The organism is Collinsella sp. OM07-12 (assembly GCF_003438275.1).
GTDB lineage: Bacteria > Actinomycetota > Coriobacteriia > Coriobacteriales > Coriobacteriaceae > Collinsella.
The window spans coordinates 130,688-144,942 of sequence record NZ_QSTQ01000001.1 but is presented as its reverse complement, the minus strand read 5'-3'; the positions used below and the strand labels follow the sequence as shown (position 1 = coordinate 144,942).

16 protein-coding genes and 1 tRNA gene are annotated in these 14,255 nt (G+C 57.5%); 12 read left to right on the top strand and 5 right to left on the bottom strand.

Annotation, left to right across the window (positions count from 1 at the left end; genetic code table 11):
* The first annotated feature begins 6 nt into the window (after positions 1–6).
* From DXB98_RS00695 to DXB98_RS00645, 11 genes are all read left to right on the top strand, one after another.
* The gene (locus tag DXB98_RS00695) at positions 7–1,185 is read left to right on the top strand and encodes a cysteine desulfurase family protein (protein WP_117742769.1); all 1,179 of its coding nucleotides are present in this window, start codon (positions 7–9) and stop codon (positions 1,183–1,185) included.
* On the top strand, positions 1,182–1,991 hold the full coding sequence (locus DXB98_RS00690; protein WP_117742768.1) for a Nif3-like dinuclear metal center hexameric protein: 810 nt from the start codon (positions 1,182–1,184) through the stop codon (positions 1,989–1,991). Before DXB98_RS00695 ends, DXB98_RS00690 begins: the two co-directional genes overlap by 4 nt.
* Positions 1,988–2,707 (top strand): zinc ribbon domain-containing protein, encoded by a 720-nt coding sequence (locus DXB98_RS00685; RefSeq protein ID WP_117742767.1) that lies wholly within the window; start codon positions 1,988–1,990, stop codon positions 2,705–2,707. Before DXB98_RS00690 ends, DXB98_RS00685 begins: the two co-directional genes overlap by 4 nt.
* Positions 2,708–2,709: 2 nt before the next feature.
* Entirely contained in the window at positions 2,710–3,924 is a 1,215-nt protein-coding gene (gene coaBC / locus DXB98_RS00680; RefSeq protein ID WP_233505043.1) for a bifunctional phosphopantothenoylcysteine decarboxylase/phosphopantothenate--cysteine ligase CoaBC, read from the top strand.
* Positions 3,925–4,004: 80 nt separating this feature from the next.
* Positions 4,005–4,081, top strand: a tRNA-Pro gene (locus tag DXB98_RS00675).
* Between the two features lie 292 nt (positions 4,082–4,373).
* A complete protein-coding gene (locus tag DXB98_RS00670) occupies positions 4,374–5,078 on the top strand; it encodes a CDP-alcohol phosphatidyltransferase family protein (RefSeq protein ID WP_117742766.1) in 705 nt (234 codons plus the stop codon).
* A 66-nt stretch (positions 5,079–5,144) separates the two neighbouring features.
* Entirely contained in the window at positions 5,145–5,579 is a 435-nt protein-coding gene (locus DXB98_RS00665) for an FHA domain-containing protein (RefSeq protein ID WP_199407084.1), read from the top strand.
* A gap of 3 nt (positions 5,580–5,582) precedes the next feature.
* Complete coding sequence (locus DXB98_RS00660; protein ID WP_117735206.1) at positions 5,583–6,461, top strand: MerR family transcriptional regulator; 879 nt, start codon at positions 5,583–5,585, stop codon at positions 6,459–6,461.
* A 40-nt stretch (positions 6,462–6,501) separates the two neighbouring features.
* Positions 6,502–7,032: an adenine phosphoribosyltransferase gene (locus tag DXB98_RS00655; RefSeq protein WP_117742765.1), complete on the top strand. Its 531-nt coding sequence runs from the start codon at positions 6,502–6,504 to the stop codon at positions 7,030–7,032.
* Positions 7,033–7,064: 32 nt separating this feature from the next.
* Entirely contained in the window at positions 7,065–8,198 is a 1,134-nt protein-coding gene (locus tag DXB98_RS00650; RefSeq protein WP_199407083.1) for an NlpC/P60 family protein, read from the top strand.
* Between the two features lie 164 nt (positions 8,199–8,362).
* Positions 8,363–9,229, top strand: a complete 867-nt coding sequence (locus tag DXB98_RS00645) for a DegV family protein (protein ID WP_117742764.1) — start codon at positions 8,363–8,365, stop codon at positions 9,227–9,229.
* 73 nt (positions 9,230–9,302) lie between these two features.
* Here the strand turns inward: DXB98_RS00645 and DXB98_RS00640 are convergent, their stop codons facing one another.
* Together DXB98_RS00640 and DXB98_RS00635 are read right to left on the bottom strand one after the other, a co-directional pair.
* A complete protein-coding gene (locus tag DXB98_RS00640) occupies positions 9,303–9,914 on the bottom strand; it encodes a DUF1836 domain-containing protein (RefSeq protein ID WP_199407082.1) in 612 nt (203 codons plus the stop codon).
* A gap of 154 nt (positions 9,915–10,068) precedes the next feature.
* On the bottom strand, positions 10,069–11,007 hold the full coding sequence (locus DXB98_RS00635; RefSeq protein WP_117742763.1) for an NAD(P)/FAD-dependent oxidoreductase: 939 nt from the start codon (positions 11,005–11,007) through the stop codon (positions 10,069–10,071).
* Positions 11,008–11,125: 118 nt separating this feature from the next.
* Here DXB98_RS00635 and DXB98_RS00630 point away from each other — a divergent pair, with 118 nt between their 5' ends.
* The gene (locus tag DXB98_RS00630) at positions 11,126–12,427 is read left to right on the top strand and encodes a glycosyltransferase (RefSeq protein ID WP_117742762.1); all 1,302 of its coding nucleotides are present in this window, start codon (positions 11,126–11,128) and stop codon (positions 12,425–12,427) included.
* Positions 12,428–12,851: 424 nt separating this feature from the next.
* On the opposite strand, the gene dut is transcribed toward DXB98_RS00630, so the two are convergent.
* From dut to DXB98_RS00615, 3 genes are read right to left on the bottom strand one after another with little or no spacing between them, the layout of a single operon-like run.
* On the bottom strand, positions 12,852–13,295 hold the full coding sequence (gene dut / locus DXB98_RS00625) for a dUTP diphosphatase (RefSeq protein WP_117742761.1): 444 nt from the start codon (positions 13,293–13,295) through the stop codon (positions 12,852–12,854).
* 4 nt (positions 13,296–13,299) lie between these two features.
* Positions 13,300–13,743: a transcriptional regulator NrdR gene (nrdR, locus tag DXB98_RS00620; protein ID WP_117742760.1), complete on the bottom strand. Its 444-nt coding sequence runs from the start codon at positions 13,741–13,743 to the stop codon at positions 13,300–13,302.
* A 51-nt stretch (positions 13,744–13,794) separates the two neighbouring features.
* The gene (locus tag DXB98_RS00615) at positions 13,795–14,244 is read right to left on the bottom strand and encodes a LysM peptidoglycan-binding domain-containing protein (protein WP_158553109.1); all 450 of its coding nucleotides are present in this window, start codon (positions 14,242–14,244) and stop codon (positions 13,795–13,797) included.
* Between the last annotated feature and the right edge of the window lie 11 nt (positions 14,245–14,255).

The window sequence follows — 14,255 nt, the reverse complement described above, 5'->3', positions numbered from 1 at the left end:
TCCCTTATGACCGCAGGTCAAAACCGCATACCCGTGAATCTTGACTATGCCGCCTCGACGCCCATGCGCGCCGAGGCGCTCCTTGCGCAGCGCGAGTACGACGACAGCGAGCTTGCCGGCGTCAACCCCAACTCGCTGCATTCGCTTGGGCGCAAGGCCGCTGCGCGCCTAGAAGTGGCACGTCGCGAGATTGCCCGCAGCTTTGGCGCGCGCGTCCGCCCGTCCGAGATCATTTTGACCAACGGCGGCACCGAGGCAAACCAGCTGGCGCTCCTCGGACTTGCCGAGGGCGCTCGTCAGCGCGATCGCAAGCGCGACCGTGTCATCGTTTCGGCCATCGAGCACGATTCGATTCTGGACAACCTGCCGTTGCTGCGCGCCGCCGGCTTTTTCGTCGACCTGGTGCAGCCCTGCCGTGCGGGCTACATTGAGCCCGCCGCGCTTGTCGAACTGCTAGGCGACGACGTGGCGCTCGTGAGCGTTATGGTCGCCAACAACGAAACCGGCGTGGTGCAGCCCATCCGCGAGCTTGCCGCCGCCGCACATGCTGCCGGCGCCTTGTTTCATACCGATGCCATCCAGGGCTACTTACATATTCCGCTCGATGTCACCGAGCTGGGAGTTGACGCTATGACCGTTGCAGCGCACAAGATTGGCGGCCCCGTGGCATCCGGCGCGCTCTACCTTAAGAGCCGCACGCCGCTGCGCCCGCGCATCTTTGGCGGCGGACAGGAGGCCGGTCGTCGTGCCGGCACGCAGGACCTGCGCACGCAGCTGGCTTTTGCCGCTGCCGCTTCCGCGCTGTTGCCGAATGTTGCCCAGGAGCGCACAACGCTGCAGGCCTTATCCGATAAGCTCTACGCCACGCTTACGACCCATCCTCGCATTCACGCCACGATGGGCGACTACGCGCATGCCGATCGTCTGCCCGGCATGGTATCGATCTACGTCGACGGCATGGACTCAGAGGAACTCATCGTCAAGCTCGATGCCGCCGGCTTTGAGGTTTCGGCCGGATCGGCTTGTTCGAGCGGCAGCATGGACCCGAGCCACGTGCTCAGCGCCATGGGCATTGGTCGCGAGCAGGCGCTGGGCGCACTGCGCATCTCCTTCGATGACCGCATGAACCCGGCTGACCTGGACGACTTTGCCCAAGCGCTGCTGTCGATTGTGGGTGCCGCATGATCGTCGCCGACCTTGAGCGCGCTCTGCTGACGCGCTATCCCAAGACGGACGCCGAGGGCTGGGATCATGTAGGGCTCTCCGTGGGCGACCCTGCCGCCGAGATTACCGGCGTGGCCTGCGCGCTCGATGCGACCGAAGCTAATGTTCGCCGCGCACAAGATGCCGGTGCCAACGTGCTGCTGACGCATCATCCTATCTACATCAAGGCGCCTGAGGCGTTTTGTCCGTCGGATTCCGCACGCCCCCAGTGCAGCGCGGCGCTCTATGAGGCGGCCTGTTGCGGCGTGAGCATCATATCGCTCCACACCAACCTGGACCGCTCGCACGAAGCACGCGTCTGCCTAAGTACGCTGTTGGACGCCGCGCCCGCAAGCTCGCTGGAGCACGTGGACGACCCCGAAGCGACTGGCCTGGGCGCGCTTGCAACGCTCAACGACCCCTGCAGCCTGCGCGACCTTGTCACTCGCGCCGCCACGGTGTTTGGCAGCGACCCACGCGTGTGGGGCGAGGCCGATAGCCCGTGCCGAACCGTCGCCATTTTGGGCGGCTCCCTGGGCGATTTTGGTGAGCTTGCCATCGCCGCAGGCGCAGATGTTATTGTGACCGGAGAGGCCGGCTACCACGTGGCGCAAGACCTTGCCTTGCGCGGGCTGCCGGTGATCTTGCTCGGCCACGACCGCTCTGAGGAGCCGTTCGTTGATATATTGATGAACTCTGCAGTTGACGCCGGGGTCGACCCCCGTCATGCGATTAAAATACTGAACCCTTGCCAATGGTGGACTGTGACAAAAGGAGAGAACTTATGAGCGCCGGCGCTACGCTACTCAAGCTGCAACAGATCGATTTGGAGCTCGCCCGCAACAAGAGCGAACTTTCCAATATGCCGGAGCTCAAGGAGCTCGCTTCCAAGCGCAAGACCTATGTGAAGCTCAAGGCCGAGATGACCAAGCTCTACGCCCAGCGCAAAGACCTGGACATTGAGATCGACGACCTCAACACCACCGAGATTCAGACCAACAACGCCATCGAGGCCGCCAAGAAGCGTCACGTCGACGGCTCCGACTACCGCGAGGTTCAGGACCTGGAGAATGAGCTCGCCACCCTGGCCAAGCGTCTGGACAAGATCGAGCACACCCGCAAGGACGTCGTTGTCGCCCATAAGGAGGCGCTCGACCGCGAGGTCCGCGCGCAGGCGATCATCGCCAAGTTCGAGGAGGGCGTGAAGGCCGATACCAAGGCCGCCCGCGCCAAGGCTGCCGACCTGCAGGCTCAGATCGACGCCGCCACGAAGGAGCGCACCGCGCTTGCCGCTACGCTACCGGCCGACGTGCTCACCGACTACGAGCGCCTGCTCAAGCAGTTCCGCGGGCTGGCCGTCGAGACCATCCAGGGCAACATCCCCACGGTCTGCCACACCGCGCTGCAGGCATCGTCCATGAGCGACCTCAACCATGACGGTAGGTCAATTACGCACTGCCCATACTGCCACCGCCTCCTGGTACTCCCGAGCAAGGAAGCCTAGCGATGACATCGGCACCCAACAATTCAATGCAACTTGAGGGAAAAACGATCCTGCTGGGCATTACCGGCGGGATTGCCGCCTATAAGTCGTGTAATATCGTGCGTCTGCTGCAAAAGCGCGGCGCACGCGTCAAGGTCGTTATGAGCGAGCATGCCACGGAGTTCGTGGGGCCGCTTACCTTCCGCGCGCTCACCAATGAGCCCGTTGCCGTGGGCCTATTCGACGATCCCTCCGACCCCATCCACCACATTTCGCTGGCGCAGGAGCCCGATCTAGTAGTAGTGGCGCCCGCGACGGCCAATATCATCGCCAAGATGGCCAACGGCATCGCCGACGACCTCATCTCCACCACGCTGCTGGCAACGCCGCGACCCGTCGTGATCGCGCCGGCCATGAACAACGGCATGTGGAAGGCACCGGCTACACAGGCCAATATGGCCACGCTGCGCGACCGTGGCGTGCACGTGGTGGGTCCGGGCAGCGGCTACCTTGCCTGCGGCGACGTAGACACGGGCCGCATGAGCGAGCCCGAGGACATCGTCGAGGCTGTCAGTGAGGTGCTCAACCCCGCACCTCAGGATCTGGCAGGTAAGCGCATCGTGATTACCGCCGGCCCCACGCACGAGCCGATCGACCCCGTGCGCTTCATTGGCAACCGCTCTTCGGGCAAGATGGGTATCGCCCTGGCAGGGGAGGCTGCTCGCCGCGGTGCTGCGGTCACGCTCGTGTTGGGACCGACATCGCTCGATGTGCCCCACGGCGTGGAGTGCGTGCGCGTGCAGACCGCCGCAGAGATGCTCCAAGCTGCCCTGAACGCCTTCCAAACGGCCGATGCGGCCATTTGCGCGGCCGCCGTCGCCGACTACACCCCCGCGGCCCCTGCGGATCATAAACTCAAAAAGTCGAACGAACGCTTGGATCACATTGAACTGGTCGAGACAGTCGATATCTTGGCTGAGCTCTCGCGCCAGAAAGGCGAGCGCCGTGTAATCGGATTTGCAGCCGAGACCGATAATGTCGTGGAGTACGCCGAGCGTAAATTGGCCCGCAAGGGATGCGATGCGATCGTCGCCAACGATGTCTCGCGCGCCGATTCGGGCTTTGGCACCGACACGAACAAGGCCTGGATTGTGAGCACGACGGGCGCGCAAGAACTTCCCGTGCTAACAAAACCCCAGCTCGCAGATACAATTTTGGACTTGCTTCAAAATTTGTAAAAAAGTTCTTGCACTAGTCTAAAGTTTCGGGTTAATATACTCCCTGTTGCGAGCGAGAGCAGAGCAACAAACAAAAGCTTCGGGACGTGGCGCAGCTTGGTAGCGCACTTGACTGGGGGTCAAGGGGTCGCTGGTTCGAATCCAGTCGTCCCGACCAGAAGTTTGCAGGTCAGGCACCAAGTGCCTGACCTTTTTGTTTTAATCACCATGATTAATTTGCTTAAAGCAACAACTTTCCCGATCGAAGTAATCACCGAATCAAAACGTGTACATCACACTCCAAAAACGATATTTTTCGACATGTTTTGAGGCTGGCGTACACAAAAACGGTACATTCACGTTGCGACAGCGCCTTCCTCATGTCTGGACTCTCTATGCTTACGCTGGATAGACATCGCCAGAACGGGTATAGTATCGAAAGTTTTGTCGTTAACCAGCGGGGGAGTCCTGTGGGCATCAAAAAGAAGATCAAAAAGGAGCTTATCGGCACTTCCGATTACCCGTCGAATAAGATCTTTACGATCTCCAATTTCATCACCTTTACGCGCCTGATCCTCACCCTGGTATTTCTGTACCTGTTTGTGACGGATAACAACCGCGTCATCGCCATCGTTATCTACGCCGTTGCCGCCTCCACCGACTGGATGGACGGCCAGATCGCCCGCATGACTAAGACGGTCTCGTGGCTCGGCAAGATCATGGATCCCATCTGCGACCGTGCGCTGCTGTTCACCGGCGTACTTGGACTGGTAGTCCGCGGAGAGCTGCCCATCTGGGTCTGCGTGCTCATTATAGGCCGCGACATCTATCTGGGCATTGGCACGCTTATCGTGCGTCATTATCACCGTCGCCCCATCGATGTCGTCTTTCCCGGAAAGATTGCCACCGCGCTGCTCATGACCGGCTTCTCGCTCATGCTGCTCGGGTTCCCCGTTGTTGACGGCCTGCGCCTTTTACCTTCAACCCTCACGGCCTTCCCGGGCCTCAACGGAAGCTCGGTGCCCCTCGGCATCTTCTTTGTGTATGGTGGTGTGATCTTCTCCATGCTCACCGCTGTCATCTACTCCATTAAGGGCAGTGTGGCCATTAAACAGGCTCTCGCGCATCCCGAGGACGAGGACATCGACTTTCTTAACCCCGAAATCGAAGACTGATTCGTTGGGGTATGATTACGTACGGTTCATTATTTGCGGCACGTCCGCGATAAGTTAGGGGTTGTCATGGACAACATGGTTAACAATATGCCTCAGAATGATAAGACTGCTGACGCTACCTGCGTATTCCGCGTGCCTTCAAGCGACGTCACCGTTCCCGACGTCATGGCCAACGTGCGCATCACCGCCCCCGTTCTGTCCATCGTCAAGGGTCCGCAGACTGGTGCCGCCTTTGAACTCGAGGACGACGTGACCACCATCGGCCGCGATCCCGCGAATGGCATCTTCCTCAACGACATGACTGTCTCGCGCAGCCACGCACGCATTATTCGTGAGGGCCTGGGCGCCCGTATTGAGGATCTGGGCTCGCTCAATGGCACCTGGGTCGACGGTGCCATTGTCAACGCGGCTCCGCTGCACGACGGCTCTTCCGTTCAGATCGGTACGTTTACGCTCATCTACCACGAGAGCACGCCGGAGCGCATCGAAACCGGTGAGTAGGGCATGGCCGAACGCAACTATCTGAGTATCGGCCAAGTCGTCAACCTACTTCGAGGCGCATACCCCGATCTTTCGAACTCAAAAATTAGATTTCTAGAAGATGAGGGGCTCATTACCCCTCATCGTACGCCTAAGGGATACCGTCAGTACTCCAAGGAGGACGTTGACCGCTTGGAGGTCATCCTGCACCTGCAGAAGACCCGCTATATGCCGCTCAACGTGATTAAGCAGCGCTTGGAAAACGCCACGGACCTGTCAACGCTCGCCTACGAGGTGGGCTTGCTGTCCGATGTTCCGCTTAAGACAGAGCCCAAGGAGACCAAACAAAAGCTGCATCCCATCGAGACCATTCCCGATATGCTGGGCGTCGAGATCTCGTTTATCCGCTCGCTCGCCGAGAACGACCTCATTCGCATCATCAAGAGTCCGCAGAACCGTGAGCTCGTCGATGGTCGCGATTTTCCGATCATCCGCTACTGCTCCGAGCTGTCACGCTTCCATATCGAGCCGCGCAACCTGCGTCAGTACGTGTCTTCCGCCAACCGCGAATCCTCGATGTTTGAGCAAGTGCTCGTAAGCATGCTCGGCATGGATACCTCCGATGACGAGCGCGACGCCAAGCTCGAGCGTGCGTTTAAGAAGCTTCACGACCTGACGGAAGGCGTGCACACCGCGTTGCTCAAGAACCGCGTTTTTGAGTCGCTCAACGCTGTGGTCGAGGATGCCGACATCGATGCACTCGATGAGGAAATCGCTCGCTCCGAGTCCACCAAGGCCAAAAACGAAGAAGCTGCCGCGCCGGCTTCACACGAGGATTCTCTCGTAAAGCCGCTCAAGGTCGTCGCCCCCTCGCAATCCGACACTGTCACCGCGGGCAAATAACAGCTACCGCTTATCCGGCAACCCATTGAAAGGTCATGCAATGTACGACTTCGAATCTCAAATCGTCGACATCCCCGACTATCCCGAGCCCGGAGTCATCTTTAAAGACATCACGCCGCTCTTTGGCAATCCCGAGGCACTGAAGGCCATGGTGGATGCCCTCGCCGAGCACTTTGCCGGCATGGGAATCACCAAGGTCGTTGGCCCCGAGGCCCGTGGCTTTATGGTTGGCGTACCGGTGGCTGTAGCCCTTGGCGCCGGCTTTGTTCCCGCACGTAAACCGGGTAAACTGCCGCGCGAGACCGTGAGCCAGAGCTATGAGCTCGAATACGGAACGGATTCCATTGAGATCCATGCCGACGCTATCAGCTCTAAAGATACCGTGTTGATTCTGGACGACTTGGTCGCGACGGGCGGAACCGTCGAGGCAACAGGTAAACTGGTGCGAGATATGGGCGCAAAGCTTGTCGGTTACGGTTGTATCCTTGAGCTTGCGTTTCTCAACCCGCGCGAGAAGCTCACGCCGTCTGATGGCGATGTGGAGCTCTTTAGCCTGGTGACGGTGAACTAGCCGTTACCCTTAGTTACTGGAAAGGAAGCTTCATGCGCACAGCAAACACGCACAAAAACATGGCACGCTGCGCTGCTACGGCAACCCTCGCTTGTGTTTTGGGCTTGGGCCTCGCGGCTCCCGCCTACGCCGATACCGCATCCGACCTTGCCGCTGCTCGTACGAAGCTCGAGCAGATCGGTACCCAAACCCAGCAGATTTACGATGAGCTCGCCACGCAGACGCAGGCGCTCGACCAGACTGCTGGCGAGATCACACAAAAGCAGCAGGAGATCGCCGATGGTCAGGCCAAGCTCTCGACCTATGTCGCCGGCGAGTACAAAACCGGCGGTCTGAGCCTGCTTCAGGTTCTGACCGGCGTCGATGACCTGAGCGATATGCTCAACCGTCTGTTCTACTACGGCAAAGTTTCCGACAAGCAGGCTCAGACCATTCAAGAGGTCAAGGAGCTTAAGCAGCAGCTCACCGATAAGCAGGCCGAGCAGGAGAAGAACGTCGCCACCACGCAAAAGAAGGTCGACGAACTTAACGCCCAGCAGGCTGAAGCCCAGAACGTCGTAAACTCTCTGGATTCTCAGCTGCAGGCTGAGCTTGCCGCCGAGGCCGAGGCCAACGCCGCGCTGCAGGCCGGCATCAACGCCAGTACCGCCGAGAAGGCCACGGTGAGCAACGAGACTGCCGGTACGACCGAGAACACCAACAACGGTGGCCAGACCAGCAATAACAGCAACCAGGGCGGCAACACTCCGGCTCCTACGCCGGCACCTGCTCCGACGCCGCGGCCCCCGACGCCCGCTCCGGCTCCGGCTCCGGCGCCTTCCGTTCCGAGCCAGTCCGTCGATGGCGGTTCTGTTGTCTCGCGTGCATACAGTAAGCTTGGTTGTGCTTATTCCTGGGGCGGAATTGGCCCGAACAGCTTCGACTGCTCTGGTTTTGTTAGCTACTGCCTCACTGGTCGCTATTGTCGCCTGGGCACCACGGGCACCTTTATGGGCTGGACGCGTGTGTCCGATCCGCAGCCCGGTGACGTTGTGGTCAACTCGTACCACACCGGCATTTACATCGGTGGCGGTCAGATGATTCATGCTTCCGACTACAACACGGGTGTTATCATCAGCTCCGTTGCCGCCGGCATGAACAACAACTATATCTTCGTACGCTACTAAGTATTCAGATAAAGCAAACGGATATGGACCTCGTGGCTTTGAGTCATGGGGTCCATTCTTTTGCCTTTAGTGCAGGCCGCTATCTAGTTTTGAATACTAGATAGCGGCCCAATCGGTTAGCAAGAAGGCTATAATTATATGGGAGCAATTAGAAAGGACCCTCTATGAGCTGGGCACTTATCTCAGATTCAAGCTGCAACCTCCGCGATTGGCAACCGACCGCACCCCATACCACCTTTGCATTTGCGCCCCTCAAAATTCGAGTGGGGGAGCGTGAATTCGTCGATGACCTTTCGCTCGACGTTCATGAGCTCAACTGCGCTGTTCAGGCGGAGACGAGCGCTTCTTCGAGCGCTTGTCCCAGTGTAGGGGAGTGGGCCGAGCTCTTCAAATTGGCAGACAATACCATCTGCATGCCGATCTCTGAGGGCGTGTCGGGCAGCTACAACGCCGCCGCAACGGCTCGCGATATGGTTCTTGCCGAGGAACCGGACCGCAATATTCATCTTGTCAATTCACGCGCAGCTGGCGGCAAAATGGACCTGATCTTCCTGCTGTTCGACCGTTATCTCGCAAGCAATCCGGATGTCTCATTCGAGGAAGCTTGCGCATACTTCGATAGCCTTGAGCAGAACAGCAAAATCCTCTTCAGCTTGTGCAATTACGAAAACCTCGCCAAGGCCGGACGTATCCCTAAGGCAGCCGGCGTCATTGCCAACAAGCTCAATATTCGCATTTTGGGCACGGCGAGTGAGGCCGGTGAAATCGAACTCGTCGGACACACGCGTGGCGAAAAGAAGATGTTCAACAAGATCATCGACACCATGGAAGCCGAGGGTTTTACGGGCGGTGAGGTCGTCATCGACCATGTCGAGAATGAGGCAGGCGCCCAAGCACTCGCCAGCCGCATTGTGGAGCGCTGGCCCTGCTCCAAGACCATTATCATGCCCTGCAACGGCCTGGATTCCTATTACGCCGAGATGCACGGCCTCATCATCGGCTACGGCATGGGCGTAGCTTCGGGCAAATAAAGTCCAACCAAACAAAAATACGGGCGGGACAAAGTGACAGATGGCTCTTTGTCCCGCCCGTTTTATACGTGGGCTAGCTATTAAACCCGTTGAACTTGAGATAGCTCATCAGGTACGCCTTCGAAACGAAGGACGATACCGCACTGCGTACGAGCAGCGATTCGCGCGTAACCTGGTGTGCGCTATCGGGCACGGGAGTCTGCTCGACGGAAAACGCCGCACGAATCGATGCCTCAAGTTGATCGACCACATAATCGAATGCCGTCGGGGCATCGTAGCTCAAACGCTGAATGTTAAAGAGTGCCTGAACCGCGGAGATGGGCAGCACCTGCTTAAAGATACAAATGGCGATGAGACGCGCAATCTGTTCTCGGCCATATTGCTTTTTGACCGGAGCGGGCACCAGGCCGACCTTCACATAGTTATTGATCATCGATGGCGTAATGACAGGCTGCTCAACGCAAATGGACAGCGGATCCATCCACAGCGCAACATACTCAATAACCTGGTCGCGGTAGAGCGTCACATTGGGCAACTGCTCATAGCGCGGCAGACTCAACGTATTGAGTTTGCGCACGATATCGGACTGAATAAATGCATCGGGCAGCACCGTGGGCTGAATATCCTCAGGCTTAATGCTGACAGACGAATCGGACATCGGAATAACGTGGTTAACGTGGTTCATAAAGGTCCTCCGTTCCTTTTCAATATTGTATTCTAGATTTCCCAGTTTTGCATACCACATAGCCGCCAAGAAAATTGGCGGGACAGTGCACTGATGCATCTGTCCCGCCAATTAGTAAATTGATAACAACTTTACATAAGATATATTATCGTACTTATCCACGGAGAAACGCGTATGCGCTCGTTGCTGCTATGGCTCCGTCAGAAACGGCGGTCACAACCTGGCGTAAACGCTTGGAACGGATATCGCCGGCTGCGAATAAGCCGGGTGTACGGGTGGCCATCGAATCGTCGGTGACAATGCCGCCGTCAGGAGCCAGATCGACTAGATGCTCAATAAGCTCGGTATGTGGCTGCATCCCCGTAAAGACAAAGATGCCAAACGAGCCAAGTTCAAATGACTCGGTATGAGTCTTACCGGATGCATTGTCCTTAAAGGTGATCGTCGTTGGCATGGCTTCGCCCGAGAGCTCCACAATACTAGTTTGGTACCTAACTGTAATATTGTCCTTTTCGAGTACTCTCTGAACAACACCATCAGGCGCACGAAACTGGTCGCGGCGCAGCACGATGGTCACGCTGTTGGCAATGTCTGACAGGAACAGAGCTTCTTCGCATGCCGAATTGCCACCACCGATTACAAAGACCTGTTTGCCGCGGAAGAACATGCCGTCACATGTTGCGCAATATGAAACGCCACGACCGCGATACGTATCCTCGCCAGCGAAACCTGCCGGTCGCGGCGTGGCACCCATGCAAGCGATAACACTCGAGGCCAGCGTATCGCCCGTATCGTGATGCACCGTAAACAGCGCTGCATCGGCATCGTAATCGATACCCGTAACCATGCTCCATGCAACCTGTGCTCCCAGGCCCTCTGCATGCTGCTGAAAACGCTCGCCGAGTTCGGCGCCACTCAAGAGCGGAATGCCCGGATAGTTCTCGATCTCATTGGTTGTGGCGATCTGCCCTCCCGACATGCCCTGCTCAATCACGGTCGTCGTCAGGTTGGCACGCGCAGCGTAAATGGCGGCAGCATAGCCCGCGGGGCCGCCACCGATAATCGCAACATCGATCGGCTGATCGGTAGTCATGGAATATCCTCTCGTCGAAACATTGACGTTCTTTGCGCTCATACCCAAATTTACGTGAACATGACACTCATGCACTACAATGATAAATCCGTGTCACAACGTCGAAGGGGAGTTATCGATGGATCAAACGCAGACGAGCGACGACGCTCCCCTGCTCACACACAGCACTCCCCAATCGGAGCAAACAGCGCTCTTGGCTCAGCAAAAACCTCTCGTGACCATCGTGCACGCCTCGGTCGGCTCAGGCCATAAGGCCGCCGCAAATGCGATTGCGCAGGCATTCGACCTCATCCGCGGCACCAATGGCATCCCCGAGGATGTTGAGATTGAAGTGCTCGATATCCTTGATTTTGGACGTATTAAATTCGACGGCAATAAGACCGCGGCTTCGTTTACGGGAGCCACACGCCCCATTTACGACCTGACCTGGAGATATACACTTACGGGACATCTTCTCTGGGGTGGCGGCACGGCATGGTCACGAATCATGTTCCCCGCCTTCAACGAATATATTCGTAGCCGCAGGCCCATAGCCGTGGTCGCAACGCACATCACAGCAGCCAATGTTGCCGTGGGTGCCCGCGTAATTACGGGTATCGATTATCCGGTCATCTGCGTACCGACCGACTACGAAGTCGAGGGCTGGTGGCCCCACAAGGACACCGATCTATTCTGTGTTGCCAACGAATTTATGTCCGAAACGCTGCGTCCGCGCAAGGTGCCCGAGGCAAAGATTCGCATTACCGGCATTCCTATTCGCACCGGATTCGACACGGATTACGATCGCGAGGAAGAGCTAGCCAAGTTCAACCTCCCCACCGACAAGACCGTCGTGCTGGTTATGGCCGGCGCCAGTTTACCTCAACCGTACGTCCGCTTTCGCGCGGCGATGGACCAGACCCTCCCCTTCCTACGCAGCTTTGAGGACATGCATTTTGTCTTTTTGCCGGGCAAGGATGAGGAATACGCCGCCCGACTCAAGAAGCTCTTCGACGCTATGAAGCTCGAAAACGTCACGGTTCTGGACTACGTGGACGACATGGCTGCCCTCATGCACGGCTGCGACCTGGCAATCCTCAAGTCGGGCGGGCTCACCGTCACCGAGTGCCTGTGCGCTCATCTGCCGATGATCCTGCTGGGCAAGTCCTATGGCCAGGAAAAGGCCAACACCACGATGCTCACCGGCATGGGCGCCAGCATGCATGTCACCACCGCACGAGAACTCATCGTAACCCTGCGCCACCTGCACGACCATCCCGAATCACTCAAAGCCCTACTCATCAACGGCGAAGTACTACGCCGCCCCCATGCAGCCGAAGACATAGCCATCGCAACCATGGAGCTCGTAGGCAAACCCCAAAAGCGCAAACGAGCCTTCTGCCGCTTCTACTGGGGCGAAAAACCTGCGCATATCCGCTAGTCGAATGTCCGCCGTCCTGCCGGAGCCGCCCTTATATCATTCCATGCTCAAACATTCTCGCTGCGCTGCGAAACTGCGCGTGGAACGATATAAGGGCGGCTCCGGCAGAACGGCTGCGTTTACTTATTAGCAGCTACTTCGGCATCCCCTCCATTAGAACCTGCAAAGGCAAAACAGGAAAATATAAATACAGTAAGCCGATGCGACAAAGGGACAGCCCCTTTGTCGCATCGGCTTACTAGAAAAGTAAATACTGTTTCAAGCGAGTAGCCGCCCGCCTGCCTCTCACACATATCGTTCCACGCGCAGTTTCGCAGCGAGCGAAGCGAGAATGTGTGAGAGGCGGGCGGGAGGGATACGAGCGCCCCGCGAGAATGTTTGAGCACGAGATGATATATAGGGGCCTCCCATGGGCGAGCGGACATTACAATACGCCGCTAGAACCGAAACCGCCGGCTCCTCGGTCGGTTTTGTCTAGTTCTTCTACTTCTACTAGGTTGACCGTGGGGACTTCTTGGATGACGAGTTGGGCTATGCGGTCGCCTTTGTTGATTTGGATGTCGTTGGTGGGATCCAGGTTGATGAGGATAACCTTGAGTTCTCCTCGGTAGTGGGCGTCGATGAGGCCCGGCGTGTTAACTATAGACAGGCCCTGCTTGATGGCCAAGCCGCTGCGGGGCTGCACGAAGCCGGCGTAGCCATCGGGCAGGGCGATAGCCAGCCCAGTAGAGACCAGACGGCGTTCGAAGGGCTTCAGGACGCAGTCCTCGTTGGAGCGCAAATCCAAGCCGGCATCGGTGGGATGGGCGTATTTGGGAAGCTCGACGGTGGGGTCGAGACGCTTTATGTTGACGGTAATGTTGGACATGGAATCACCTTAACTTGTCGAGCTCTTGCAGAAACTCATCGACGTCTTTGAAATCACGGTAGACCGAGGCAAAGCGGATGTACGCCACCTTGTCGATCTTGGCCAAGCGTTTGAGCACCATATCACCCAACTCATGCGACGTGACGGCCGTAAGCGTGCGAGAGCGCAGCTCGACCTCGATGTCGTCGATAAGCTCATTGAGCTTCTTAGTGTCGATATCACGCTTGATGGTGGCGCGCATCAAGCCGACGAGCAGCTTATTGCGATCGAACCGCTGCTTAGTTCCGTCCGACTTAATGACCTCAATTGGGTCTTCACATCGCTCGAACGTTGTAAAGCGGTAGTTACACGAGCAACATTCGCGACGGCGCTTAATGGTGTTATTTGACTCCTGCATACGGGAATCAACGACGCGGGTATGTGCCTTGCCGCATTTGGGACAGCGCATGGTACCTCCTCTTAAACGATAACAAGGGTACCATGCGCAGCGCGATAATGATTACGAACGAGCAGGAACCTTAAGATGCGCACCGGCGGCGAGCGAACCATGCTCCAGATGATTGACGTTACGGATCATGTCGGAAGTCTCTTGCGTGGAAAGGCCTTCGATTGGATATTCCTCGGCAAGCGACCAAAGAGAATCACCATGCTGAACGCGAATGGTCTCGTAGGTAACGTTGGAAACGGACTCGGCATACGCAGCGTGACGAGCACTAAAGACAGACGTAGCAAGGACAAAGAAGAGCGTAAGCGCAACGGCAACGGCGACAATCGTCGAAACCTTCAGGGCGGCGCGGGTAGGCGCGGCTACAGTCTGCTGATTGCGAGCAGGCTGCACGGTCAGAGGCTGAAAGCCGGAGCGGCCACCCTGAACAACCGTAAAAGTGGGTTCTGCAGGCGTCTCGAGCTTAAGGGCGAGGTTTCCCTGGACCATATTCGTTACATTCATCATGTTCTCCT

Coding starts and splice junctions, on each gene's coding strand:
- DXB98_RS00640 (WP_199407082.1), bottom strand. CDS start 9,914: ATGAACCACGTTAACCACGTTATTCCGATGTCCGATTCGTCTGTCAGC.
- DXB98_RS00650 (WP_199407083.1), top strand. CDS start 7,065: ATGCGCACAGCAAACACGCACAAAAACATGGCACGCTGCGCTGCTACG.
- nrdR (WP_117742760.1), bottom strand. CDS start 13,743: ATGCGCTGTCCCAAATGCGGCAAGGCACATACCCGCGTCGTTGATTCC.
- DXB98_RS00630 (WP_117742762.1), top strand. CDS start 11,126: ATGGATCAAACGCAGACGAGCGACGACGCTCCCCTGCTCACACACAGC.
- coaBC (WP_233505043.1), top strand. CDS start 2,710: ATGACATCGGCACCCAACAATTCAATGCAACTTGAGGGAAAAACGATC.
- DXB98_RS00695 (WP_117742769.1), top strand. CDS start 7: ATGACCGCAGGTCAAAACCGCATACCCGTGAATCTTGACTATGCCGCC.
- DXB98_RS00655 (WP_117742765.1), top strand. CDS start 6,502: ATGTACGACTTCGAATCTCAAATCGTCGACATCCCCGACTATCCCGAG.
- DXB98_RS00635 (WP_117742763.1), bottom strand. CDS start 11,007: ATGACTACCGATCAGCCGATCGATGTTGCGATTATCGGTGGCGGCCCC.
- DXB98_RS00660 (WP_117735206.1), top strand. CDS start 5,583: ATGGCCGAACGCAACTATCTGAGTATCGGCCAAGTCGTCAACCTACTT.
- DXB98_RS00615 (WP_158553109.1), bottom strand. CDS start 14,244: ATGAATGTAACGAATATGGTCCAGGGAAACCTCGCCCTTAAGCTCGAG.
- DXB98_RS00690 (WP_117742768.1), top strand. CDS start 1,182: ATGATCGTCGCCGACCTTGAGCGCGCTCTGCTGACGCGCTATCCCAAG.
- DXB98_RS00685 (WP_117742767.1), top strand. CDS start 1,988: ATGAGCGCCGGCGCTACGCTACTCAAGCTGCAACAGATCGATTTGGAG.
- dut (WP_117742761.1), bottom strand. CDS start 13,295: ATGTCCAACATTACCGTCAACATAAAGCGTCTCGACCCCACCGTCGAG.
- DXB98_RS00645 (WP_117742764.1), top strand. CDS start 8,363: ATGAGCTGGGCACTTATCTCAGATTCAAGCTGCAACCTCCGCGATTGG.
- DXB98_RS00665 (WP_199407084.1), top strand. CDS start 5,145: ATGGACAACATGGTTAACAATATGCCTCAGAATGATAAGACTGCTGAC.